The organism is Variovorax sp. GW822-FHT04E09 (genome assembly GCF_058800845.1).
In genome coordinates this window covers 470,085-494,183 of sequence record NZ_JBXAMR010000002.1, presented here as the reverse complement: position 1 = coordinate 494,183, position 24,099 = coordinate 470,085, and the positions used below count along the sequence as shown (strand labels likewise).

The window sequence follows — 24,099 nt, the reverse complement described above, 5'->3', positions numbered from 1 at the left end:
GAAAGCGCCGTCAGCGCTCTGCGCGCACCACGAGGCTCACACCGACGGCCGTCAGGCCGATGCCCAGCACCGTGGTCCAGGTGATCGGTTCGGCGAACAGCAGCCAGGCCATCAGCGCCGTGCACGGCGGCACGAGGTACAGCAGGCTGGTGACGGCGGTGGCCGTGCCGCGCTGGATCAACATATAGAGCAGCGAGCTGCCGCCCAGCGACAGCGCCAGCACCGACCAGGCCATGGCGCCGATCGAGTGCGTGTTCCATTCGATGGCCTGCGCCTCGAGCGCGGCGAAAGGCAAGGTCACGAGCAGCGCGGCGGCCATCTGCACCGCGCTGGCGCTGCGCACGTCGCAGGGCGCGACGAAGCGCTTCTGGTACAGCGTGCCCGCCGTGATCGACAGCAGCGCCATCACGGCCAGCCCCATCGTCAGCGCGTTGACCTCGGTGCCCTGCCCCAGCTTGCGCGACACCACCAAGACCAGCCCCGCGAAGCCCAGGGCCAGCCCAGTCCACTGCCGTCCCGAAATGCGCCCACCGTTGAAAGAAAGCCAGACCGCCGTGAGCACCGGCTGGATGCCGACCAGCAGCGCGACAAGCCCCGCACCCATGCCCGCATGCACCGCCGCCCAGACGCCGCCCAGGTAGCCGGCCTGCATCAGCACGCCCGTGACCGCCAGGTGCCCCCATTGCGCGCGCTTCGCCGGCCACGCCACGCGCGCGAGCATGACCCACACGCCGAAGCAGGCGAGCGACAGCGCATAGCGCACGGCGAGGAACTTGAGGGGCGGCGCATAGGGCATGCCATAGCGCGCAACGATGAAACCCGTGCTCCAGATCAGCACGAAGACCGCCGGCATCGCCCGCAGCCAGCCTGCGTTGCGGACCGAGACCGCCGCGGTCATTTGGAGTGGGCCCGGATCTCGGGAATGGCCTTTTGCAGGTAATAGACCATCGACCAGACGGTAAGCACCGCCGAGATCCAGATCAGCCACTGGCCCCACAGGCCGGTGTCGATCACCTTGAAGAGGTGCCCGTCATAGAGCAGGAAGGGAATCGCGACCATCTGCACGGTCGTCTTGACCTTGCCGATCATGTGGACCGCCACGCTCTTGCCGGCGCCGATGCGCGCCATCCATTCGCGCAGCGCCGAGATGGCGATCTCGCGGCCGATGATGATGAGCGCCACGAACACGTCGGCACGCTGCAGATGCACCAGCACCAGCAGCGCGGCGCAGACGAGAAACTTGTCGGCCACCGGATCGAGAAAGGCGCCGAAGGAAGAGGTCTGGTTGAGCTTGCGCGCCAGGTAGCCGTCGAGCCAGTCGGTGGCGGCGAACACGATGAACATGACCGTGGCGATCAGGTTGCGCGTCGGTTCGCTGATCGGCAGGTAGAAAACGCCGACGATCAACGGAATCGCGACGATGCGCGTCCAGGTCATGATGGTCGGTAGGGTCCAGAACATGCGGGCGATTGTGTCATGCACGCGTGAAGCGCCGGAAGGACGGGGGCAATCCCGGCTTCAACGCAGCGCGCGATAGATTTCCTCGGCCAGTTCGGTGGCGATGCCCTCGACCGAGGCGAGGTCTTCGACGCTCGCCGCCGCCACGCCGCGGATGCCGCCGAAACGCTGCAGCAGGCGCGCCCGGCGCTTCGGGCCGATGCCCGGAATGTCTTCGAGCTGGCTGCCGCCCACGCGCACCTTGGCGCGCTTGGCCCGCATGCCGGTGATGGCGAAGCGGTGCGCCTCGTCGCGGATCTGGGCCACGAGCATCAGGGCGGCCGAATCCTTGCCGAGGTAGACCTTCTCGCGGCCGTCGGCGAACACCAGTTCTTCGAGCCCGACCTTGCGGCCCTCGCCCTTCTCGACGCCGACGATCAGCGACAGCGGCAGGCCCAGTTCGCTGAACACCTCGCGCGCCATCGACACCTGGCCCTTGCCGCCGTCGACCAGCACCAGGTCGGGCATGCGCGCGGCCGGCGTCCGGGGCGGCGGCGCCTCGACGCCCTCGGCCCCTTCGCTCTCGGCATCGCCCGGGGCCAGCGCCTGCGTCTCGGCCGCGAGCGCCTCGGCCAGCTTGCCGTAGCGGCGGTGCAGCACCTGGCGCATGGCGGCGTAGTCGTCACCGGGCGTGATGCCCTCGATGTTGTAGCGGCGGTACTCGCGGTTCTGCATCGTGTGGTGCGCGAACACCACGCACGAGGCCTGCGTGGCCTCGCCCGCCGTGTGCGAGATGTCGAAGCACTCGACGCGGAAGTTGTCCAGGTCGTCCGACGCCAGCTCGAGCGCATCGGCCAGCGCACGGGTGCGCGCCTGCTGCGAGCCCTCTTCGGCCAGCAGCCGTGCCAGCTGCAGGCCGGCATTCGTCTCGGCCATCTCGAGCCAGTGGCGGCGCTGCTCGTGCGGCTGGAACACGGCCGTGACGCGCACGCCGGCCTGCTGCGAAATCGCCTCGATGAGCGCCCGGCTCACCTGCCGGCCCAGCACCAGCGTGGCGGGCACCGGCACGTCGATGTAGTGCTGGGCGATGAAGGCCTCGAGCACCTGCACCTCGATCGGGTCGGCGACCACCGGGTCGGCGCCCTCTTCGGCGTCGAGCTCGCCGTGATGGATCTGCGCCGCGTCGTCCACGTGCACCGGAAAGTATGCGCGGTCGCCCAAGTGGCGCCCGCCGCGCACCATGGCGAGGTTGACGCAGGCCTTGCCGCCCTGCACCTTGACCGCGAGGATGTCGACGTCCTTGTCGGACACCACCTCGATCGACTGCTGGTGCAGCACGCGCGAGATCGCCGACATCTGGTTGCGCAGCTCGGCTGCCTGTTCGAACTCGAGCTTCTCGGCGTGCGCCGTCATGCGCTGTTCGAGCGTGGAGAGCACGCCCTGCGTGTCGCCGAGCAGGAAGGCCTCGGCGCTGGCCACGTCCTGCGCGTAGGCCTCGGGCGAAATGAGGCCCACGCAGGGGCCGCTGCAGCGCTTGATCTGGTACAGCAGGCAGGGCCGCGTGCGGTTGGCGTACACCGTGTCCTCGCAGGTGCGCAGGCGGAACACCTTCTGCAGCAGCTGGATCGATTCCTTCACCGCCCAGGCGCTCGGGTACGGCCCGAAGTAGCGGTGCTTCTTGTCGACCGCGCCGCGGTAGTAGGCCAGCCGCGGAAACCCGTGCGAGGCGATCTTCAGGTAGGGGTAGCTCTTGTCGTCGCGAAACAGGATGTTGTAGCGCGGCTTGAGCGTCTTGATCAGGTTGTTCTCGAGCAGCAGCGCCTCGGCCTCGGAGCGCACCACGGTGGTCTCCATGCGCACGATCTTCGAGATCATGTGGCCGATGCGGGTGCCCCCGTGGCTCTTCTGGAAGTAGTTGGCGACCCGCTTCTTCAGGTTGCGCGCCTTGCCCACATACAGCACGGCGCCGGCCGCGTCGAAATAGCGGTAGACGCCCGGCAACTGCGGCAGGGCCGCGACTTCGCTGAGCAATTGATCGGAATGCACGTCGGACATGGCGGCTATTGTGGCGCGCGGCGTGAGGGCCGGCTGGGCCCGACGCAAAGGCGACACGGACAGGAACGGAATGTGCTCAAGATCGCAGCGGGCGCCGGGGGGCGCCCATTGTCTTTTTTGGCATTCAAATTAACAGCAAAGGGAAATATTCATGAAGAAGAACTCCGTGCGCGCATGGTGGGCGTTGACGCCCCTCGCGCTCTCCCTGGCCGTGGCCGGCTGCGGCGGCAACAGCAACAACAACGCGCAGAACAATGCCGCACTGGTCGCGGCCATTGCCGCGATCAACGCGGCCAACCAGCCCACGCCCACGGCCCCGCCCGCCGCCGACAACGGCTGCCAGATCCCGAGCAGCGGCACCTCCGTGGTCGTCGGCTCGGGCGACCCGGGCGATCCGGCCGCGCCGGAGCCGGCGTCGGGCTACGTGCCCGGCCACAAGCTGGTGTACGCCAAGAACTACATGGTGGTCGCCAACCACCCGCTGGCCACGCGCGCCGGCTGCGACGTGCTGAAAGCCGGCGGTAGCGCGGTCGATGCGGCGGTGGCGGTGCAGGCGGTGCTCGGTCTGGTCGAGCCGCAATCGAGCGGCCTGGGCGGCGGTGCCTTCATGCTTCACTACGACGCGGCGACGAAGAAGGTGCAGGCCTATGACGGTCGCGAGACGGCGCCTGCCGCGGCCACCGAGAACTACCTGCGCTGGATCGACGACACGAACGACCAGACCGCGCCCAAGCCCGGCGGCGCCCGCTCGAGCGGCCGCTCCATCGGCACGCCCGGCGCCGTGCGCATGCTCGACATCGCTTATCAAGACCACGGCAAGCTGCCCTGGAAAGACCTGTTCGGCTATGGCATCACGCTGGCGTCCGACGGCTTCCTGATCGGCGGCCGCATGGCAACCGCCATCGCGGGTTCCGCGTCGAGCCTGAAGCGCGACGCCGACGCCACGGCCTATTTCTTCAACGCCGACGGCACGCCGAAGGCGCTGGGCACCAGGCTCACGAACCCGGCATACGCCAAGACGCTGAACACCATCGCCACACAGGGCGCCAACGCCTTCTACACGGGCGAGATCGCCAAGAGCATCGTCGACAAGATCGGCGTCACCACGGCGGCCAGCGACGGCTCGGCCATCACCCCCGGCAAGACCACGCTGGCCGACCTGGCCAACTACAAGGCCAAGCGCCGCGACCCGGTCTGCAGCACCTACCGCGAGTACTACATCTGCAGCATGTCGCCGCCCTCCTCGGGCGGCATCGCGGTGGTGGCGACCCTCGGCATCCTCGAGACCTTCAACCTGGGCCTGTACAAGCCGACCGCCATCGACCTCGAAGGCGGCAGGCCGAGCGTGATGGGCGTGCACCTGGTGAGCGAGGCCGAGCGCCTGGCGTATGCCGACCGCGACAAGTACGTGGCCGACACCGACTTCGTGCCGCTGCCCGGCGGCAGCCCCGCCATGCTGATCGACAAGTCTTACCTGCAGGGCCGCGCCAGCCTCATCAGCCTGACGAAGAGCATGAACCTCGCCAAGGCTGGCGATCGGGGCGACGTGCCGCTGGGCATTGACAAGACCGAAGAGCATGGCACCACGCACTTCACCGTCGTCGACAAGCAAGGCAACGTGGTCGTGATGACCACGACGGTGGAAGGCAGCATGGGCTCGTTCCACATGACCCAGGGCTTCCTGCTGAACAACCAGCTGACCGACTTCGCCCTCAACCCGATCGACACCTCGGTGACCCCGAACGTGAAGTTCGCCAACCGCGTCGCCCCCGGCAAGCGCCCGCGCAGCACGATGGCGCCGACGCTGGTGTTCAAGAAGAACACCGACGGCAGCATGGGCGAGTTCGTGATGGGCACCGGCTCGCCGGGCGGCGGCACGATCATCCAGTACGTGGTCAAGACACTGGTCGGCGCGCTCGACTGGGGACTCGATGCGCAACAAGCCACATCACTGGTCGACTTCGGTGCCACCAACACCCCACCACCGACGCCCCCTGGCGCCACCTACAGCCTCACCAACGTGGGCGGTGAGCACCCGGCTATCGACACCTCCAACTCGGGCAACAACGACCCGCTGATTGCCGGCCTGCGCGCGCTCGGCCACACGGTGAACTTGGGGGCGCAGTCCAGCGGCGTGAGCACCATCCTGCGCACGAACGTCGGCGGCAAGCCCGTGCTGACCGGCGGTGCAGACCCACGCCGCGAAGGCATCGTGCTGGGCGACACCTTCACGCCCTGAACGACAAGGGGGCTGGCGCCGCCTTCGCCGCGCCTGCCCCCTTGCCCGATCACCTGTTGATTTACTTCGCGACTTCCGACACCAGCCGGTACAGGAACTCGCGCCCGTCGTACAGGCGCTGGATCTCGATGCGCTCGTCCAACCCGTGCGCGCGCGCATCGGCCGGCTCGAGGAACATGCCGGTCACGCCATACATCGGGATGCCGGCGTTGCGCAAGAAGCGGCTGTCGGTGGCGCCGGTGCTCATGGCGGGCACCACGGGCACGCCGGGCCACATCTGCTGCGTGAGCGTCTCGACCGTCTTCACGAGATCGCCGTTGAGCGGCGAGGCCGGGCTGCGCAGCGGCTTGCCCATGTTGCGCACCACGATCTTGTCGTTGCCCACCGCCTGGGTCAGCAGGCGCTCGACTTCCTCGGGATCGTCGTGCGGCAGGATGCGGCAGTTGACCGTGGCCTTGGCCGATTGCGGCAGCGCGTTCTCGGCATGGCCGGCCTGCACCATCGTCGCCACGCAGGTGGTGCGCAGCTGCGCGTTGTAGGCCGGGTTGGCCGTCATACGCTCGAGCACGCCGGCGTCGGGGTTGCCGCTGCCGATGGCGCGCATGTCGTCGGCCAGCTGGCCGGTGGCGAAGGGGGCGCTGCGCGCGAAGTAGGTCTTGGTGACGTCCGCGAGCTTGATCGGGAAGGCGTAGTTGCCCAGGCGCTCCAGGCCGGCCGAGAGCGCATAGATCGGGTTGGTCTTGGTGGGCACCGAGCTGTGGCCGCCGACGTCGCGCGCCTCGAGCATGTAGGTGGTGTACATCTTCTCGGCCACCTGCATGCGGTGCAGGTTCGGCTTGCCGCCGCGCAGCTCGCCGCCGCCGCCTTCGTTGATGCCGAACTCGGCCTGCAGCAGCTCGGGCTTGTTGTTGATGAGCCAGAAGGCGCCGTTGCTCAGCGCGTCGCCGCGCTCCTCGTCGGCGGTGAGCGCCAGGATGATGTCGCGCTTGGGCTTGAAGCCTTCCTGCTTGAGCTGCCCGAGCACGGAGACCAGCGCCGCGGCCATGGCCTTGTCGTCGATGGCGCCGCGCGCCGTGAAGTAGCCGCCGGTTTCCTGCAGCTTGAAGGGGTCGGTCTTCCAGTCTTCGCGGCGGGCCTCGACCACGTCGATGTGGGCCAGCAGCAGGAGCGGCTTCTTGCTGCCGTCGCCCTTGAAGCGCAGCACCAGGTTCCCCTTCTTCGGGAAGGGCTCGAAAATCTGGATGTCGCCGGGCGCGAAGCCCGCATCGACCAGGCGTTTCTCCATGGCCCGCGCCGCGACGGTGTTGTCGCCCACCGAGTGGGTGGTGTTGATCTCGATCAGTTCCTTGTAGATCTCGCGAAAGCGCTGCTGCTGCGCGGTGAGCGGCGCGGTCTGGGCCTGGGCGCCGGCGATGCCGGCCAGGGCCAGCGAGAGCGCGAGCACGCCGCGTTTGGCGCTGCTCAAGGGCGAAGAAGAAAACGACGAACGGCGGCGGATCTGCATCCTCATGGTCTGGCTCTCTCCGATGGTTGTCGTGGCGAGGGGCAGCATAGCAAGCGGGCCACGTTTTCGCCCGCGCCTGAGCGACCACGAAGACAGGCACACTCGCGGCCATGGGCACGCGCATGCAATGGGACATCTTCTGCAAGGTCATCGACAACCACGGCGACCTGGGCGTCTGCTGGCGCCTGGCCTGCCAGCTGGCGGCGGCGGGCAAGCGCGCGCGGCTGTGGGTCGACGACCCGACGGCGCTGAACTGGATGGCGCCGGCCGGCTGCGACGGCGTGCAGGTGATCGACTGGTCCGACGCCGAAGCCGTGCGCCGCGCGGTTGCCGACCCGACGCCAAACGTGTTGGTCGAGGCCTTCGGCTGCGACCCGGAGCCCGAGCTCATCGCGCGTTTCGCGCAAGCCCCGGACCACGCGCAGGCCTGGATCAACCTCGAGTACCTGTCGGCCGAGCCCTATGTCGAGAAACTCCACCGGCTGCCCTCGCCCGTGTTCAAGGGTCCGGGCGCCGGGCTGACGAAACGTTTCTTCTACCCGGGCTTCACGCCCGCGACCGGGGGCCTGCTGCGCGAGCCCGACCTGATGGCGCGCCAGGCGCGCTTCGACCGGGCGCGCTGGCTGGAGGCGCAGCAGATTCCCTGGCAGGAAGGCGAGCGCCTGGTGTCGCTCTTCTGTTATGAGCCGCCCGCGCTGGCCGCACTGCTCGCCCAGCTGGCCGCCGACCCGGTGCCCACGCGGCTGCTGGTCACCGCAGGCCGGGCCGCGCGTGCCGTGCAGGCGTGCATGCCAGATCGCCCGTTGGACGTTCAAAGTTCGCTATCAATTTCATACCTCCCCTACCTCAGCCAAGCGGATTTCGACCACCTGCTGTGGGCCTGCGACCTCAATTTCGTGCGCGGCGAAGACTCGCTGGTGCGCGCCCTCTGGGCCGGCGCGCCGCTGGTCTGGCAGATCTACCCGCAGGACGACGACGCGCACCACGTCAAGCTCAACGCCTGGCTCGACTGGCTCGGCGCCCCCCCGGAGCTGCGGCTTTTTCACCACGCCTGGAACGGCTTCGGCGACGCGCCCCTGCCCGCGCTCGGCCCGCTGGATGCCTGGCGCGACACCACCCGTGCCGCGCGCGACAGGCTGCTCGCGCAGGACGATCTGCTGGCCCAGTTGCAGCAGTTGGTCGCCGGAAAAAGCTAAAATAGCGGGCTTTGCGGAATTCAGCCCTGGCCGCCACGGTCGGGGAGGCCTTTCGCCAAACCTGCCGCGGGACATGTACGGCGGGGCCAGATACGACGGCATGCAGCGCCGAGGGCCCCGCGCACCGAGCGGCCAACATCCAGAGAACCTGATATGAAAATCGCTCAAGAAATCCGCGCCGGCAATGTCATCATGCACGGCAAGGACCCGATGGTCGTCCTCAAGACCGAATACAGCCGCGGCGGCCGCAACAGCGCCACCGTGCGCATGAAGATGAAGAGCCTGATCGCCAACTTCAACACCGAAGTGGTCTTCAAGGCCGACGACAAGATCGACCAGATCGTGCTGGACAAGAAGGAGTGCACCTACTCCTACTTCGCCGACCCGATGTACGTCTGCATGGACGCCGAGTACAACCAGTACGAAGTCGAAGCCGAGAACATGGGCGACGCCCTGAACTACCTCGAAGACGGCATGGCCGTCGAAGTGGTGTTCTACGACGGCAAGGCCATCTCGGTCGAACTGCCGACCAGCGTCGAGCGCGAAATCACCTGGACCGAGCCGGCCGTCAAGGGCGACACCTCGGGCAAGGTCATGAAGCCTGCCAAGATCGCCACCGGCTTCGAAGTCGGCGTGCCGCTGTTCGTGTCGCAAGGCGACAAGATCGAAATCGACACCCGCACCGGCGAATACCGCAAGCGCGTCTGAGCGCGTCTGCACCCGGCTGACCACCACCACGACGAAGGCTCCGCAAGGAGCCTTTTTCGTTGGCGGGCACGCGGGTTGCATCGGCGCACAATGCCAAGCCAATTCCGTTCGACGACCGTTTCATGAACAACACGCACAACATTCACGACAAGCGCCTGGCCGATGCCTGGGCCACGCTGCAGTCCCATTCCGACCGGGGCCTGCCCCTCGATCCCGATCCCTCGCGCCTGGCCTTTGCCGACCCCGAATTCCTGCTGCGCCGCGAAACGCGCGGCATCCGCATGCAGCTCGAGCTGATGAAGCCCGACCTCGAGCAGCGCGCCCACGGCATCGAGAACACGGTGGTGGTCTTCGGCAGCGCGCGTTTCCGCAGCGAAGACGAAGCCGCCGCGCTGGTCGCGCAGGCCGAGGCGGCCGGCGACACGGCCCTGGCCGAGCGCTGGCGCCGGCTCTCGCGCAACTCGCACTACTACGAGAAGGCGCGCACCTTCGGCAAGCTGGTCGCCCAATACAGCGAGAAGAAGGAGCCGCAGGACAAGCTCTTCGTGTGCACCGGCGGCGGCCCCGGCATCATGCAGGCGGCCAACCGCGGCGCGCACGAAGCCGGCGGCCTCTCGGTCGGCCTGGCCATCGCGCTGCCGATGGAAGAAGAAGCCAACCCCTACGTCACGCCGGCGCTGAGTTTCAAGTTCCACTACTTCGCGATCCGCAAGATGCATTTCATGATGCGTGCGAAGGCGCTGGTGGCGTTCCCAGGCGGCTTCGGCACGCTCGACGAGCTGTTCGAGGTGATCACGCTGGTGCAGACCAAGAAGTCGAAGCCGGTGCCGATCGTGCTCTTCGGCTCGGACTACTGGAAGAAGCTGATCGACTTCGACTTCCTGGTCGACGAAGGCGTGATCTCGCCCGGCGACGTGAAGCTCTTCGAATACGTCGACGCGCCCGAAGACGCGTGGGATGCCATCAAGCGCTTCTACAAACTCTGACCGCCCCGGTCAGGCGTCGTCGCTGTCGTCGGGCCGCAGGGCCTGCTCGAAGAAGCGCGTGAGCGCGCGGGCGCGGCGGCGGCGGTCGGCCACGGGGTTCGCGTGCGGCCCCATGGCCACGGCATCGTCGGCCACGCCGTGCAGCGCATTGAAGAGGATCACGGCCGTCAGCGTCGCGTCCTCGACCTCCCACACGCCCGCGGCGTCGCCCTGCTTCAGCAGGGTGACCAGCTGCGTGATGACGACGTTGTCGTTGCGCATGCACCGGTCCTCGGGCCGGTACTCGTGGAACACCACGTCGTGCAGCGCGACGTTGTCCAGGTAGGTCTCCAGCCCCGCTTCCACCCAGGCCTTGAGCCGCGCGCGGTACTTGCCCGGCGCGTGGCGGTCCATCGCCTCCTGCAGGCGGGCGCAGAAGGTGTCGACGAAGCGTTGCTGCAGCGCGCCGAGCAGCGCCTCCTTCGACGGAAAGTACAGATAGAAGGTGCCCTTGGCCACCTGCGCGCCGGCGGCGATGTCGTCGATGCTGGTGGCGGGGATGCCCTTGGCGATGAACAGCTGCTCGGCGGCGTCCATCAGCGCGACGGCGCGGGTCTGCGGCGCCTTGGTGCGGCGGCGTGCGGCGGTGGCGGGAGCGTCGTCGGGGCTGCTGCTTGTCATGCTCAGGTACCGGCGCGTGCCGTGTCGATGGCGGCGTGCACCGCCGCGGCATCGAGACGCAGGCCGCGCGGGGCCAGCACGCGCTCGCGCAGCCAGGCCAGGGCCTCGTCGGTGCGGGCGAAGGTGCTCGCGGGAATGCCGAAGAGTTTTTCGACGTTCATCTTGCTGATCTTCTCGAACTGGTCGGCGGGCACCACGCTCGCCATGCCCATCATATGGCGGCGGATGTCGGCGCCGCGCGCCTGCAGCCACTGTTTGGCACTCTGGGCGCTGCCCTCGGGATGCACCAGCGCGTCGGCGTCCGCGAACACGCGCAGCGAGACAAAGGGCTCGCCGCGGTCGAGCCAGCGGTTCCAGTCCTCGGTGAAGGCCTGCAGGCTCTCCAGCGTCTGCAGGCCTGCGGACACGCTGATGACCAGCGGCCATTGACTGAGTTCGTGACGGATCATGAAAGACTCCTTGTAGATAACCGGAAGGCGCCGGGCACTGCGGCGCAGGAAGGGAATGCGGACGGCGGGCATGGCAAACAGCTCAGGCGCGCGTGGCAGCGGTCAGCGCGGCGGCACGCGGCCTGACGCGCAGCAGCAGCCCCGCCGCCACCAACCCCGCCACGCCGGCACAGGCCATCGCCGCATGGAAGCCGCCCGCGAGCGCATCGCTCAACAGCCGCTGCGCGGTGCCGGCGTCGAGCGCTGCGAGCGCGCCGAGGTCGTGCCGCGAGACCGCGGCCACCGCCGCCTGCGGCGCATCGGCCACGCCGGCACGCGCAAGCGACTCGGCCATCAGCGCGGTGGCACGCGTGCGCATCAGCGTGCCGAGCAACGCGATGCCGATCAGCATGCCGCCCTGGCGCAGCGCGTTCATGGTCGCCGAGGCCATGCCCGAGCGCTGCGCGGGCACCGAGGCCATCACCGCCGTGCTCGTGGCCGGCACGGCCAGGCCCGCGCCCGCCCCCAGCGCCACGAAAAGCAGCGCCAGCGGCAGGTACGGCGTGTCGGCCGAGAAGAGCGTCAGCAGCAGCATCGCCACGCCGATCAGCCCGTAGCCCGCGACCATCAGCGTGTGCACCTCGAAGCGGCGCGCCAGCCGGCCGAACTGCGAGGCCACGAGGCCGGTCGCCACGAACTGCGGCACCAGCCGCCAGCCGGTCTCGCTGGCCGACCAGCCCTGCACCTGCTGCAGGAACAGCGAGAAGAAGAACAGGCTGGCGTAGGTCGAGAAGCCCAGCACGAACGAGGCGAAGTTGGTGACCGAAAAGCGCGCATCGCGGAACAGCGCGAGCGGCAGTAGCGGCCGTTCCACGCGCGCCTCCACGGCCAGGAACAGCGCCAATCCGACACCCGCCGCGACGAGCGCGACCACCGCGTGGCGCGAGCCCCAGCCGTGTTCGCCCGCGGCAATGAGCCCGTAGGTCAGCGCGCCCAGCCAGAGCACACTGAGCACCTGCCCCGCCGGGTCGAGCGCCGCATGCTCGGGGTGCGAGGACTCGCGCAGACCCCACATGCCCAGCGCCACGGTCAGCACGCCGATCGGCAGGTTGATGAGGAAGATGCTCTGCCAGCCCGCGTGGTCCACCAGCAGCCCGCCGAGCATCGGCCCGAGGATCAGCGACAGCGCCGTGAACGACGACCAGCCGCCGATCACCCGCGCGCGGCTCGCCGGCTCGGGGAAGGCGTGCGCCAGCAGCGACAGCGCACCCGGAATCATCAGCGCGCCGGCCACGCCCTGCACCGCGCGCCCCGCGAGCAGCATCGGCAGGCCCGACGCCATCGCGCACATCGCCGAGCCCACGGTGAAGACCACCACGCCGGCCAGCCAGGCGCGCTTGCGGCCGTAGCGGTCGCCGATGGGGCCGGCCGACAGCATGAAGGCCGACAGGCACAGCGCGTAGATGTCGATCACCCACTGCAGCCCGGCTAGGTCGGTGGCGAGCGCGCGCTGCAGCGTGGGCAGCGCGACGTTGACGATGCTGACGTCGAGCGTGGCGATGAAGCTGCCGAGGTAGACCGCCGCCACCAGGGCCAGGCGGCGGCGCGGATCGGCAGTCGCCGACGGGGAATGGGAGTCCATGGACGCCTTCGGGTCAGGAAGAAAGAAGGCGCCGATACTGACTTCGAGTCAGTATTTTGTCAATCAAATGAGAATTACTGTCATTTGCAACGTGGGATTCAAACCGCCGTCACAGCTTCAATCCCCAGGTCGCCTTGGCGCCCAGCGCGAGCACGCCGCCCACCACCCAGAACACGCCGGCAATGCCGATCAGCGCACCGAGCGAGCCGAACAGCATCGGCATCGCGACGCTCGATGCGTTGATGGTCATGAGCCGCAGCCCCAGCGCCTCGCCGTGCCGCGCGTGCGGCGTGATCTGGTGCAGCATGCTCATCACCATCGGCTGCACCGCGCCGAGCGCGAAACCCAGCACCACGGAGCAGATGCCCATGGTCCACGGTAAATTCAGCAGCGGGTAGATGGCGAACACGGCCGCAGTGACGACGGTCGAGCTCAGGATCACGCTGCGCTCCGACGCACGCGACGCGATCAGCGGCAACACGATGCGGATGACTGCCGCGGCGATCGCGAAGGCGCCGAGGATGGAGCCGATCACCGAGGCGCTGATGCCCCGGTCGTGGCCCAGCACCGGCAGCACGAAGGCGTGCACGTCCCAGCTCGACGACTGCAGCCAGTTCACGAACAGCAGGCGGCGGAACATCGGCTCGCGCAGCAGGTCCCAGGCGCGCGTGGGCGCGGCGCCCGGCACCGGCGCCACCCGCGGCGGCTCGTGCGCGCCGCGCGCCAGCAGCCAGCACAGCAGCGGCAAAAAGGCCATCACGGCGAAGCAGATGCGAAAGGCCAGCAGGTCGGCCGGCGCGCGACCGGCGTGGTCGATCAGCATCCCGGCCAGGAAGGGCCCGACGAAGTTCGCCGCCGCCGGCGCGATGGCCAGCCAGCTGAACACGCGCTTGAGCTGCGTCGGGTCGGTGGCCGAGCGGCCCACGTGCCGCTGCAGCGCGATGACGGTCGCGCCGGTGGCGCCGCCGGTCAGCAGCGCGGCGATGCACATGACGGGGAACACCGGAAAAATCAGCGCCAGCCCTGCCCCGCCCGAGGCCGCGATCACCGACAGCCACAGCGGCCGCTTGAGCCCATGCCGGTCGGCGAAGCGCCCGGCCGGCAACGCAAGAAACACCTGGGTCAGCGCGAACAGCGCGATCAGCAGGCCGACGGCCGCTGCGCTGTAGCCTTGCTGCAGCGCGAGCAGCGGTGTGGCGAGCCGCATGCCCGCCATCGTGGCGTGCAAACAGACCTGCGCCACGATGACGCGCAGCAGTTCAGAACCTTTCACGGGGTGTCGTCGGCCTCGCTGTCAGTGTCGGCCGTGGGCGGCAGCAGCGCCTGCGACTGCGCCTCGGGCAGGGCCTCAACCTTGCGCAGCGCCAGGCGCATCTGCTTGGCGCGCGTGTCGGCCTTGTCGATGGTGTCGGAGGCCTTGGCCACCTGTTCCTTGATGCGCGCGACCCATTCGCCGTAGCGCTCGAACTCGGTCTTGACCGCGCCCAGCACCTTCCAGACTTCGGAAGCCTGGCGCTCCAGCGCGAGCGTGCGAAAGCCCATGTGCAGGCTGTTGAGCATGGCGAGCAAGGTGGTCGGGCCGGCCAGCGTCACGCGGTGCTGGCGCTGGATCGCGTCCATCAGGCCGGGGCGGCGCAGCACCTCGGCGTAGAGGCTTTCGACCGGCAGGAACAGGATCGCGAAGTCGGTGGTGTGCGGCGCTGCGAGGTAGTTGTCGGCGATCGATTTGGCCTCGACGCGGATGCGCGTCTCGAGCGCCTTGGCCGCGGCCTCGGCGCCAGCGGCATCGGCGCGCTCGTGGGCGTCGATGAGGCGTTCGTAGTCGTCGCGCGGAAACTTGGCGTCGATCGGCAGCCACACCGGCGCGCCGTCGTCGCCGCGCCCCGGAAAGCGGATCGCGAAGTCGACGCGCTGGCCGCTGCGCGGCTTGGTCTCGACCTGGCGCGCGTACTGCTCGGGCGTGAGCACCTGCTCGAGCAGCGCCTCGAGCTGCACCTCGCCGAACACGCCGCGCGTCTTCACGTTGGTCAGCACGCGCTGCAGGCTGCCGACGCCGACGGCCAGCGTCTGCATCTCGCCCAGGCCCTTGTGCACCTGCTCGAGCCGGTCGGCCACCTGCTTGAAGCTTTCGCCCAGGCGCGCCTCGAGCGTGCTCTGCAGTTTCTCGTCGACGGTCTTGCGCATCTCGTCGAGCTTGGCGGCATTGCTCTGTTGCAGCTGGGCCAGCTGGGTTTCCATGGTCGTGCGCACCTCGGAAAGGCGCCGCGCGTTCGATTCGCTCAGCCCCTGCAGCTGGGTGTTCAGCGTGTCGGCCAGGGTCTTCTGCAGCGAGGCGAGCTGCAGCGCGAAGGCGTCGAGCTGCGCGTTCTGCGTGCGCGTGGCCTCGGCGCCCTGCTGCACCAGCGACTGCTGGAAGGTGGCGAAGGCCTGCGCGGTTTCCTGGCGTGCGCCGCGCGAGCTTTCGCCGATCTCGTGGCGCAGCTCGCGCTCGGTGCGTTCGTTGGCGCGGCCCATGGCGGCGAGCACGCCCAGCATTTCGCTGTGATCAGGTGGGGGTGGCCGGCGGGCCAGCAGCCAGATGACCAGCACCAGCTGCACCACGGCGAGTGCGGCCAGTGCGAGAAGAATCAGATCCGTCAGTTCCAAGGTGGGGGGCGTGTCGCTCTCGCTGTCAGGTTATTTCGTGGCCGCCGGCATCGGCGTGACGGGGGTCAAGGGCCCCTTGCCGGTGCCCCAGGCGATGAGGTTGTCGGCCGCGAGGTCGGCCATGGCGCGGCGCGTGGGCACGGTGGCGCTGGCGATGTGCGGCGTGAGCACCACGTTGGGCACGGTGAGCAGGTCGGGGTGGACCTTGGGCTCGCCCTCGAACACGTCGAGGCCGGCGGCGGCGATGCGCTTCTCGCGCAGCGCCACGGCCAGTGCCGCGTCGTCGACGATGCCGCCGCGCGCGATGTTGACCAGCGTGGCGGTCGGCTTCATGAGCGCGATCTCGGCCGCGCCGATGGTGTGGTGCGAGGCCGGTGAATACGGCACGACCAGCACGACGTGGTCGGCGGTCTTGAGCAGCTCTTCCTTGCCGACGTAGCGGGCCTTGCATTCGGCCTCGAGCGCGGCATCGAGGCGCGAACGGTTGTGATAGATCACGTTCATGCCGAAGCCGTGCGCGCCGCGCCTGGCAATGCCCTGCCCGATGCGGCCCATGCCGATGATGCCCAGCGTCGAGCCGTGGATGTCGGAGCCGGCGAACATGTCGTAGCTCCACTTTTCCCACTTGCCCGCGCGCAGGAAGTGTTCGCTCTCGGTGATGCGGCGCGCGGTGGCCATGAGCAGCGCGAAGCCGAAGTCGGCCGTGGTTTCGGTCAGCACGTCGGGCGCATTGGTGCCCAGCACGCCGCGCGCGGCCATGGCGTCGACGTCGAAGTTGTTGTAGCCCACGGCCATGTTGGCGCAGATCTTCAGCTCGGGGCAGGCGTCGAGCACCGCGGCATCGATGCGCTCGCTGCCGGTGGTGAAGGCGCCCTGCTTGCCCTGTAGCTTGGCGATCAGCTGGTCCTTGCTCCAGGTCTCGTCGGCCTGGTTCGACTCGACCTCGAAATGCTGCGCCAGGCGCGCGAGGGTTTCGGGGAACACCGCGCGCGCGACCAGGATCTTGGGCTTGCTGCTGCTCATGGAACGTGTCTCTTTCTTTGAAGGGCTGGAAGGATCAACGGAAGAAGATGAAGGTGCACAGGACGAACAGCGGGACCAGGATCGCCCCCGACCACGCCATGTAGCCGAAGAAGCTGGGCATGCGCACGCCGCGGCTTTCGGCGATGGCCTTGACCATCAGGTTCGGCGCGTTGCCGATGTAGGTGTTGGCGCCCATGAACACGGCGCCCGCCGAGATGGCGGCCAGCGTGCTGGCATAGGTGGTCATGAGCGCCGCCGGGTCGCCACCCGCCGTGTTGAAGAACACGAGGTAGGTCGGCGCGTTGTCCAGGAACGAGCTCAGGATGCCGGTGGCCCAGAAGTACATGGCCGGGTCGGGCTGGCCGTCGGCGCGCGTCACGGCCGCCACGATGGCGCCGAACGGGCCCTGCGTGCCGGCCTTGAGCATGGCGATCACCGGGATGATGGTCAGGAAGATGCCGGCGAAGAGCTTGGCCACCTCGGCCATCGGGCCCCACTCGAACTGGTTGTCGGCGTGCACCTTGGGCGCCGTGAGCTTGTACGAGACGATGGCGATCAGCGCCAGCCCCACGTCGCGCACCAGGCCCGGCAGGCCGACCTCGGTGCCGAACACGTCGAACACCACGGGCGATTTCCAGAAGCCGCTCAGCAGCACCAGCGCGACGATGCCGCCCAAGAGCCAGAAGTTGGCCGCACCGTCGAAGCCCAGGCGCGGGGTGTCGGGCGTCGGGTCGACGGGCAGCACGCCGTCCTTGCGGTAGAAGTGGCGGTCGATGGCATAGAACAGCGCCAGCAGCACGGCCAGGATGAAGATCGTCTCGGGCAGGATGTGCTGCGCGGTCCAGAAGAAGCCCACGCCCTTGAGGAAGCCGAGGAACAGCGGCGGATCGCCCAGCGGCGTGAGCGAGCCGCCCGCGTTCGACACGATGAAGATGAAGAACACGATCACGTGCACCTTGCGCTGCCGGTTGTCGTTGGCCCGGATCAGCGGCCGGATCAGCAGCATCGAGGCGCCCGTGGTCCCCATGAAGCTCGCGAGCACCGCGCCGATGGCCAGGATCGCCGTGTTGAGCCCGGGCGTGCCGTGCAGGTTGCCGCGGATGTGGATGCCCCCCGCCACGGTGAACAGCGCCGTGAGCAGGATGATGAACGGGATGTACTCGGCCACCAGCGCATGCACCAGCTGCACGCCCGCCAGCCCCGCGCCGTAGGTCGCGGCAAAAGGCAGCAGGAAGGCCAGCGCCCAGGCGGCGGAAATCTTGCCGTAGTGGTGGTGCCAGAACGAAGGCGTGGCCAGCGGCAGCAGCGCGATCGACAGCAGGATGCCGGCGAACGGCACGCCCCACAGCGGCGAGAGCGCGGCACCGTCGAAATCGGCGGCGAAGGCCAGGGCGGGAAAGAGCATCGGCAGCGCCGCGGCTGCCGTCAGTCGGATCGTTTTCTTCATGGGGGCTGTACCGTACCAGACAGGTCAGTACAGCCTTCAAACGGGGGGTTGTTCGATCTCGAACACCTGGCGCAGGTAGGCCAGGTATTTCTCGTCCTCGCACATGTTCTTGGACGGCGTATCCGACAGCTTGGCCACCGGCTGGTCGTTGCACTGGATCATCTTGATGACGATCTGCAGCGGCTCGTAGCCCAGGTCGTTGGTGAGGTTGGTGCCGATGCCGAAGGCCAGCAGGCAGCGCCCGCGGAACTGCTGGTACAGCTCGATGGTGCGCGGCACCGTGAGGCCGTCGCTGAAGATCAGCGTCTTGGTGAGCGGATCGACCCGGTTCGCGTGGTAGTGCGCCAGCATGCGCTCGCCCCACTGGAACGGGTCGCCGCTGTCGTGGCGGGCGCCATCGAAGAGCTTGCAGAAGTACAGGTCGAAGTCGCGCAGGAAGGCGCTCATGCCGTACACGTCGGACAGCGCAATGCCCAGGTCGCCGCGGTATTCGCGGGCCCAGCTCTCGAAGCCGAAGATCTGGCTGTCGCGCAGTCGCGGGCCCAGCGCCTGGCAGGCCTGCAGGTACTCGTGCGCCATGGTGCCCAGCGGGATGAGCCCGAGCTTCATGGCGTACAGCACGTTGCTCGTGCCCGCCAGCTGTGGCAGGTGCTCGCCGGCGGGCGACTTCGCCGGCGGCGAGGCCACGGCGCCGAGCCGTTGCGTCAGCGTGCGCAGCACCTCTTCATGCCAGTCTTTCGAGAAGCGGCGGCGCGTGCCGTAGTCGGCGATCTTCAGGTCGCCCAGGCCGGCTTCCTGCAGCTGGCTGATCTTGAGGTCGAGGCGGCGGCGGCCTTCCTCGAAGTCGGGGTTCTTCTGCGTGTTGCGAAAGTAGACCTCGTTCACGATGGCCAGCACCGGGATCTCGAACAGGATGGTGTGCAGCCACGGCCCCTTGATGCGGATCTCGAGCTCGCCCGAGGGCTGGGGGATGACGTTGATGTACTTCTCGTTGAGCCTGAACAGGCCCAGGAAGTCGACGAAGTCGCTCTTGATGAAGCGCATCGAGCGCAGGTAGGCGAGTTCGGCGTCGCGGAACTGCAGCGAGCACAGGCTGCGGATCTCGTCGCGGATCTGTCCCGCGAACTGCGCGAGGTTGACGCCCGGGTTGCGGCACTTGAAGCGGTACTCGACCCGCGCCCCCGGAAAGTGGTGCAGGACCACCTGCATCATCGTGAACTTGTAGAGGTCGGTGTCGAGCAGGCTGTGAATGATCATGGTGCGGTGCGCGGTGTCTCGGGTCTCTGTCGTCGGCGTCCGTTCCATTATCACGGCCTGCGTCGGCCTGTGCCTACGAGGGCCGGCCTGCACGTCCTACCGGCAGGGGGAATCACTCACGCGACATTGATTTCACGGCGGCGGCATGTTCCGCCGGGTCATCACTCTTTCTCAAGGAGATTCGCATGAACAAGGACACCATCGAAGGCAACTGGAAGCAACTCAAGGGCAAGGTCCGCGAGCAGTGGGGCAAGCTGACCGACGACGACTTCGACGTCATCGCCGGCAAGCGCGACCAGCTGCTGGGCCGCATCCAGGAACGCCACGGCATCAGCCGCGACGAGGCCGAGAAGCAGGTCAAGGACTGGGAATCTCGCGACGGCCGCTCGCCGGACGCACTCTGGTTCGAGAAGAACTGAGAAAGAAGCAAGCGCCCTGCGCCCTTTTCTTCTCTTTCCCTGTCATTCACCGCAAAGGACACACACCATGAAAAAACAACACCTCGTCATGCTCGCCCTCGCCTCCACCTTCTTCGTCGCCGGCCAGGCCGGGGCGATGACCAAGGACGAGTACAAGGTCGCCAAGGAAAAGGTCGAGGCCGACTACAAGGTCGCCAAGGCCCAGTGCGACACGATGAAGGACAACGCCAAGGACGTCTGCCAGAAGGACGCCAAGGGCAAGGAAGAAGTGGCCAAGGCCGAGTTGGAGCAGCAGTACCAGCCGAGCGACAGCCATGCCCGCAAGGTGGCCGAAGAGAAGGTGAAGGCTGCCTATGAAGTCGCGAAGGAAAAGTGCGACGACCAGAATGGCGCAGCCAAGGACGCTTGCGTGAAGCAGGCCAAGGCTGATGAAGCCCAGGGCAAGGCCGACATCAAGGCCATGAAGAAGACGATGTAAGCGGGGCTGCGGCCCCTCTCACGAACGGCGCCTGCGGGCGCCGTTTTTCATGGGCGGGCGCTCAGGCGCGCAGCGAATCGACCACCTGCTGCAGCGCCTCGGGCAACGGCACCGGCCGCTGCGTCGCGCGGTCGACGTACACATGCACGAAGTGCCCCTGCGCCGCGGCCGTGTCGGAACCCTCGGCGAACAGCGCGATCTCGTAGCGCACGCTCGATCGGCCCGCCTGCGCCACGCGGATGCCCGCCTCCACCGTCTGCGGGAAGGCCACCGGCGCGAAGTAGTTGCACTGCGTCTCGACCACGAAGCCGATGGTCTGGCCGCCGTGGATGTCTAGCGCGCCGCGCTCGATGAGCAGCGCGTTCACCGCGGTGTCGAACCAGCTGTAGTAGACGACGTTGTTGACGTGGCCGTACATGTCGTTGTCGGCCCAGCGCGTCGGGATGCTGCGAAACGCCCGGTAGGCGCTGCGGGTGTGGGGCGTGGGCTTGGGGGTAGGTGTCGGAGCGCTCATCGCGCGGCATTTTGCCAGCGGTGCCAGTAATCGAGCGCCACCCGGAAGGTGCCCAGCTGCACCTGCACCGTCTCGGCGATGTCGCTGGCGTAACCGCCGGCCATCGCGAAGGCCGTGGGGATGCGGCGCTGCCAGGTCCAGTCGAACACGCGGCGGTCGCGCGCCTCCAGGCCGTCGAAGCTCAGCTTGAGGCGGCCGAGCCGGTCGCGCTCGAAGGGGTCGGCGCCGGCCAGGTAGATCACGAGGCCGGGCGAGAAGCGCCGGTCGAGCTCGTCGAGCGCGTGCTCCAGCGCCGCCAGGTAGTCGGTGTCGCCGCAGCCGTCGGGCAGCTCCACGTCGAGGTCGCTCGCCTCCTTGCGGAACGGAAAGTTCTTCTGGCCGTGCACCGACAGCGTGAACACGCTCGGGTCGCCCTGGAAGATGCGGGCGGTGCCATTGCCCTGATGCACGTCGAGGTCGATCATGGCCACCCTGAGCAGCCGCCCGGCACGGGCCTGCTCGACCTGCATCAGCCGGGCCGCCACCGCCGCGTCGTTGAAGACGCAGAAACCGCTGCCCTTCTCGGCGTAGGCGTGGTGCGTGCCGCCCGCCATGTTGGCCGCCACGCCGCCCGCGAAGGCGGCCCGGCAGGCGGCGATGGTGGCGCCGGTGGAACGGCGCGAGCGCTCGACCATCGCCTCGCTCCAGGGAAAGCCGATCTCGCGCATGGCCTGCGGGCTCACGCGGCCTTCGCTGACGGCGGCGATCCATTCGGGGGTGTGGGCCAGCGCCAGCTCGTCGTCGGTGGCGCGCGGGGCCGGGTCCATCTCGACGGCCGGCAGCTGCTCCTGCAGGCGATCGCGCAGCATCGCGTAGCGCGACATGGGAAAGCGGTGGCCCGGCGGCAGGGGCAGGACGAACTGCCCGGAATAGAAAGCACGCATGGCCGCATTCTGGCCGCGCAGGCCGGATTTAGAAGGCCGCTTCTAAATTGCTGCAGAGCAGCAAAAACCACTTGATCGCCGCGTTCAGCTGCCTATACTTGAGGCCATGCTGCACCGCAACATAGACGACGAGGCGCAGCGCAACGTGAATCGACCACCCCATCATCCTTTCTGGAGATCTCAAATGGCCCTGACCGCTGACCAAATCCTCGCCGCCCAAAAAGCCAACCTCGAAACCCTGTTCGGCCTGACCACCAAGGCCTTCGAAGGCGTTGAAAAGCTGGTCGAACTGAACGTGACCGCTTCCAAGGCCGCCCTGACCGAAGCTCAGAGCACCGCTCAAGCTGCCCTGAACGTCAAGGACGCCCAAGAGCTGCTGACGCTGCAAGCCAGCCTGTTCCAGCCCCTGGCCGAAAAGACCGCTGCCTACAGCCGTCACCTGTACGACATCGCCCAAGGCACCAGCACCGAATTCTCGAAGGCTTTCGAAGCCAAGGCCGCTGAAGCCCAGCAAGCCTTCGTCGGCCTCGTCGACAGCGCTTCCAAGAACGCCCCCGCCGGTTCGGAAACCGCCGTCGCCGTGCTGAAGAGCGCCGTGGCTGCCGCCAACAACGCTTTCGAATCGGTCCAGAAGGCCGTCAAGCAAGCGTCGGACGTCGCCGAAGCCAACTTCAACGCCGTGTCGACCCAAGCCGTCGCCGCTGCCAAGACGGCCACCGCTTCGCGCAAGCGCTAAGCACCGACCACCACCAGTTGTCTCCTTGGGTCCTCACGGATCCAATTCAGGGCCTCATCTTCGGATGAGGCCTTTTTTTTGGCCGGCGGCCGTCTTCGATAATGCGGGTCTCATTTCAGGAGACTCTCAATGCAGATCGACGGCAAAGTTTTTATCGTGACCGGTGGCGCTTCGGGCCTCGGCGAAGGCACGGCGCGCATGCTGGCCGCCAACGGCGCCAAGGTGGTGATCGCCGACATGCAGGCTGACAAGGGCGAAGCCGTTGCGAAGGAAATCGGTGGCGTGTTCGTCAAGTGCGACGTGAGCCAGGAAGCCGACGGCCAAGCCGTGGTGGCTGCCGCCGTCAAGCTCGGCAAGCTGATGGGCCTGGTCAACTGCGCCGGCATCGCGCCGGCCGAGAAGACCGTGGGCAAGAACGGCCCGCACGCGCTGGCCGTGTTCAGCAAGACCGTCACGGTCAACCTGATCGGTAGCTTCAACATGATCCGCCTGGCGGCCGACGCCATGGGCAAGAACGAGCCCGAAGCCACCGGCGAACGCGGCGTGCTGATCTCGACCGCCTCGGTCGCGGCCTACGACGGCCAGATCGGTCAGGCCGCCTACAGCGCCTCGAAGGGCGGCGTGGTCGGCATGACCCTGCCCATCGCCCGCGACCTCGCGCGCAGCGGCATCCGCAACATGACCATCGCCCCCGGCATCTTCGGCACGCCCATGCTGTTCGGCATGCCGCAGGAAGTGCAGGACGCGCTGGCCGCCAGCGTGCCCTTCCCCTCGCGCCTGGGCACGCCCGAGGACTACGCCAAGCTGGCCAAGCACATCATCGAGAACGACATGCTCAACGGCGAGGTGATTCGTCTGGACGGAGCGATTCGATTGGCCCCTCGCTGATCTCGGACGCCGGCAGCTTCGTGCTGCCGGTGCGGTCCAGGCGCTCGTAGTTCGCGATCACCTGGGCCCCGATCAGCACCAGCATGGCGGCGATTTCCAGGCTCAGCAGCACCACGATCGCCGTGGTGAGCGAGCCGTAGACGATGTTCACCTGCGACAGCGTCGAGAAATACCAGATCAGCACGCGCCGCGTGGCCTCCCACAGCAGCGCGGCCGTGACGCCGCCCAGCAGCGCATGCCGCAGCGACATGCGCCCGGCCGGCATCACGAGGTAGAGCGAGGTCAGCATGAAGATCTCGCCGCCCAGCCCCAGCAGGTACAGCAGCAGGCCCGAAATGCCCGACAGCGACCAGCTGCGCCCCAGCAGGTCGACGCTTTCCTGCCCCACCAGCTGCAGCGCCCCCGACACCAGCGTGACCAGCAACAGCCCCGCGCACAGGCTCAGGATGTAGAGGTACGGCATCGCCACCGACACGAGAAAGTGGCGCTTGTGATCGTCCTTGCGGTGGTGAAAGATCACCGCCATCGCGCTTTCGAGCACGCTGAACGCCAGCGAGCTGAAGAAAATCATCGTCACCAGCAGCACCGGCCCGAGCACGGAGCGGTGGTCCAGGAAGCTCGACAGCTCGGCCACGATCGCTTTCGACTGCCCCGGCAGCAGCCATTCGAGGTAGCGCCCGATGGTGCGCAGCAGCTCGGCCTGGTCGATCACGTGCGACAGCGCCATCACGCTCACGATCAGGAGCGGCACGATGGACAGCAGCGCGTAGTAGGCCACCGCCCCCGCCAGCAGCAGGCCCTGGTTGGCGCGAAAGTCCTTGAGCGCGCCCCAGACGAAGCGCAGCGGATGGCGCAGCAGCGGCGCGGCGTGTTGCAAAGGCAGTGGCGTCTTCATGCGTGATGTGGATTTGCG

Annotated in this window: 23 protein-coding genes; 8 read left to right on the top strand and 15 right to left on the bottom strand. The window is 67.8% G+C overall.

The genetic code is table 11. The annotated features are described in order from the left end of the window. Positions 1-10 precede the first annotated feature (10 nt). Genes AC1RL8_RS09640 through uvrC form a run of 3 tightly spaced genes read right to left on the bottom strand, consistent with a single transcriptional unit; the run spans position 11 to position 3,492 of the window. Entirely contained in the window at positions 11-898 is an 888-nt protein-coding gene (locus AC1RL8_RS09640) for a DMT family transporter (protein ID WP_062479066.1), read from the bottom strand. After that, positions 895-1,461 (bottom strand): CDP-diacylglycerol--glycerol-3-phosphate 3-phosphatidyltransferase, encoded by a 567-nt coding sequence (pgsA, locus tag AC1RL8_RS09635; protein WP_062479069.1) that lies wholly within the window; start codon positions 1,459-1,461, stop codon positions 895-897. Before pgsA ends, AC1RL8_RS09640 begins: the two co-directional genes overlap by 4 nt. Before the next feature lie 57 nt (positions 1,462-1,518). Then, complete coding sequence (gene uvrC, locus AC1RL8_RS09630; RefSeq protein ID WP_492685159.1) at positions 1,519-3,492, bottom strand: excinuclease ABC subunit UvrC; 1,974 nt, start codon at positions 3,490-3,492, stop codon at positions 1,519-1,521. Between the two features lie 151 nt (positions 3,493-3,643). On the opposite strand from uvrC, the gene ggt reads away from it, so the two are divergent. After that, positions 3,644-5,731, top strand: coding sequence for a gamma-glutamyltransferase (gene ggt / locus AC1RL8_RS09625; protein WP_492685158.1), 2,088 nt, complete (start codon positions 3,644-3,646; stop codon positions 5,729-5,731). A 61-nt stretch (positions 5,732-5,792) separates the two neighbouring features. Here ggt and AC1RL8_RS09620 read toward each other — a convergent pair whose 3' ends face one another. Further along, positions 5,793-7,241: a M20/M25/M40 family metallo-hydrolase gene (locus AC1RL8_RS09620; RefSeq protein ID WP_492685157.1), complete on the bottom strand. Its 1,449-nt coding sequence runs from the start codon at positions 7,239-7,241 to the stop codon at positions 5,793-5,795. A 104-nt stretch (positions 7,242-7,345) separates the two neighbouring features. On the opposite strand from AC1RL8_RS09620, the gene earP reads away from it, so the two are divergent. From earP to AC1RL8_RS09605, 3 genes are all read left to right on the top strand, one after another. After that, complete coding sequence (gene earP, locus AC1RL8_RS09615) at positions 7,346-8,431, top strand: elongation factor P maturation arginine rhamnosyltransferase EarP (RefSeq protein ID WP_492685156.1); 1,086 nt, start codon at positions 7,346-7,348, stop codon at positions 8,429-8,431. Between the two features lie 153 nt (positions 8,432-8,584). Then, complete coding sequence (gene efp, locus AC1RL8_RS09610; protein WP_062479082.1) at positions 8,585-9,139, top strand: elongation factor P; 555 nt, start codon at positions 8,585-8,587, stop codon at positions 9,137-9,139. 122 nt (positions 9,140-9,261) lie between these two features. Further along, positions 9,262-10,125, top strand: coding sequence for an LOG family protein (locus tag AC1RL8_RS09605; protein ID WP_070059745.1), 864 nt, complete (start codon positions 9,262-9,264; stop codon positions 10,123-10,125). A gap of 9 nt (positions 10,126-10,134) precedes the next feature. Here the strand turns inward: AC1RL8_RS09605 and AC1RL8_RS09600 are convergent, their stop codons facing one another. The 8 genes from AC1RL8_RS09600 to pncB all read right to left on the bottom strand — a co-directional run bounded on the left by AC1RL8_RS09600 (position 10,135) and on the right by pncB (position 19,228). Beyond that, the gene (locus AC1RL8_RS09600; RefSeq protein ID WP_492685155.1) at positions 10,135-10,785 is read right to left on the bottom strand and encodes a TetR/AcrR family transcriptional regulator; all 651 of its coding nucleotides are present in this window, start codon (positions 10,783-10,785) and stop codon (positions 10,135-10,137) included. A 2-nt stretch (positions 10,786-10,787) separates the two neighbouring features. Then, a complete protein-coding gene (locus tag AC1RL8_RS09595; protein ID WP_139705435.1) occupies positions 10,788-11,234 on the bottom strand; it encodes a hypothetical protein in 447 nt (148 codons plus the stop codon). 82 nt (positions 11,235-11,316) lie between these two features. After that, entirely contained in the window at positions 11,317-12,855 is a 1,539-nt protein-coding gene (locus tag AC1RL8_RS09590) for an MFS transporter (RefSeq protein WP_492685154.1), read from the bottom strand. A 109-nt stretch (positions 12,856-12,964) separates the two neighbouring features. Continuing rightward, on the bottom strand, positions 12,965-14,128 hold the full coding sequence (locus AC1RL8_RS09585) for an MFS transporter (protein ID WP_492685153.1): 1,164 nt from the start codon (positions 14,126-14,128) through the stop codon (positions 12,965-12,967). Then, the gene (locus tag AC1RL8_RS09580; RefSeq protein ID WP_492685703.1) at positions 14,125-15,495 is read right to left on the bottom strand and encodes a DNA recombination protein RmuC; all 1,371 of its coding nucleotides are present in this window, start codon (positions 15,493-15,495) and stop codon (positions 14,125-14,127) included. The genes AC1RL8_RS09585 and AC1RL8_RS09580 overlap by 4 nt, the downstream gene beginning before the upstream one ends. Positions 15,496-15,531: 36 nt before the next feature. Beyond that, positions 15,532-16,524 (bottom strand): 2-hydroxyacid dehydrogenase, encoded by a 993-nt coding sequence (locus tag AC1RL8_RS09575; protein WP_492685152.1) that lies wholly within the window; start codon positions 16,522-16,524, stop codon positions 15,532-15,534. A 34-nt stretch (positions 16,525-16,558) separates the two neighbouring features. Next, positions 16,559-17,971 carry a sodium:proton antiporter gene (locus AC1RL8_RS09570; RefSeq protein WP_159277575.1) on the bottom strand — a complete coding sequence of 471 codons (1,413 nt, stop codon included), beginning with the start codon at positions 17,969-17,971 and terminating at the stop codon, positions 16,559-16,561. Between the two features lie 36 nt (positions 17,972-18,007). After that, entirely contained in the window at positions 18,008-19,228 is a 1,221-nt protein-coding gene (pncB, locus tag AC1RL8_RS09565) for a nicotinate phosphoribosyltransferase (RefSeq protein WP_062470551.1), read from the bottom strand. Between the two features lie 185 nt (positions 19,229-19,413). Here pncB and AC1RL8_RS09560 point away from each other — a divergent pair, with 185 nt between their 5' ends. Beyond that, positions 19,414-19,647 carry a CsbD family protein gene (locus AC1RL8_RS09560; protein WP_062470554.1) on the top strand — a complete coding sequence of 78 codons (234 nt, stop codon included), beginning with the start codon at positions 19,414-19,416 and terminating at the stop codon, positions 19,645-19,647. Between the two features lie 67 nt (positions 19,648-19,714). Then, the gene (locus tag AC1RL8_RS09555; RefSeq protein ID WP_492685151.1) at positions 19,715-20,125 is read left to right on the top strand and encodes a hypothetical protein; all 411 of its coding nucleotides are present in this window, start codon (positions 19,715-19,717) and stop codon (positions 20,123-20,125) included. Between the two features lie 61 nt (positions 20,126-20,186). Here the strand turns inward: AC1RL8_RS09555 and AC1RL8_RS09550 are convergent, their stop codons facing one another. After that, positions 20,187-20,639: an acyl-CoA thioesterase gene (locus tag AC1RL8_RS09550; protein ID WP_354347224.1), complete on the bottom strand. Its 453-nt coding sequence runs from the start codon at positions 20,637-20,639 to the stop codon at positions 20,187-20,189. Then, positions 20,636-21,562 (bottom strand): histone deacetylase family protein, encoded by a 927-nt coding sequence (locus tag AC1RL8_RS09545; RefSeq protein WP_492685150.1) that lies wholly within the window; start codon positions 21,560-21,562, stop codon positions 20,636-20,638. The genes AC1RL8_RS09550 and AC1RL8_RS09545 overlap by 4 nt, the downstream gene beginning before the upstream one ends. A gap of 184 nt (positions 21,563-21,746) precedes the next feature. On the opposite strand from AC1RL8_RS09545, the gene AC1RL8_RS09540 reads away from it, so the two are divergent. Together AC1RL8_RS09540 and AC1RL8_RS09535 are read left to right on the top strand one after the other, a co-directional pair. After that, positions 21,747-22,298, top strand: a complete 552-nt coding sequence (locus AC1RL8_RS09540) for a phasin family protein (protein ID WP_095950673.1) — start codon at positions 21,747-21,749, stop codon at positions 22,296-22,298. A gap of 129 nt (positions 22,299-22,427) precedes the next feature. After that, the gene (locus tag AC1RL8_RS09535) at positions 22,428-23,186 is read left to right on the top strand and encodes a 3-hydroxyacyl-CoA dehydrogenase (RefSeq protein ID WP_354347228.1); all 759 of its coding nucleotides are present in this window, start codon (positions 22,428-22,430) and stop codon (positions 23,184-23,186) included. Here the strand turns inward: AC1RL8_RS09535 and AC1RL8_RS09530 are convergent. Next, entirely contained in the window at positions 23,134-24,081 is a 948-nt protein-coding gene (locus AC1RL8_RS09530; RefSeq protein ID WP_139705423.1) for a YihY/virulence factor BrkB family protein, read from the bottom strand. The genes AC1RL8_RS09535 and AC1RL8_RS09530 overlap by 53 nt on opposite strands. Between the last annotated feature and the right edge of the window lie 18 nt (positions 24,082-24,099).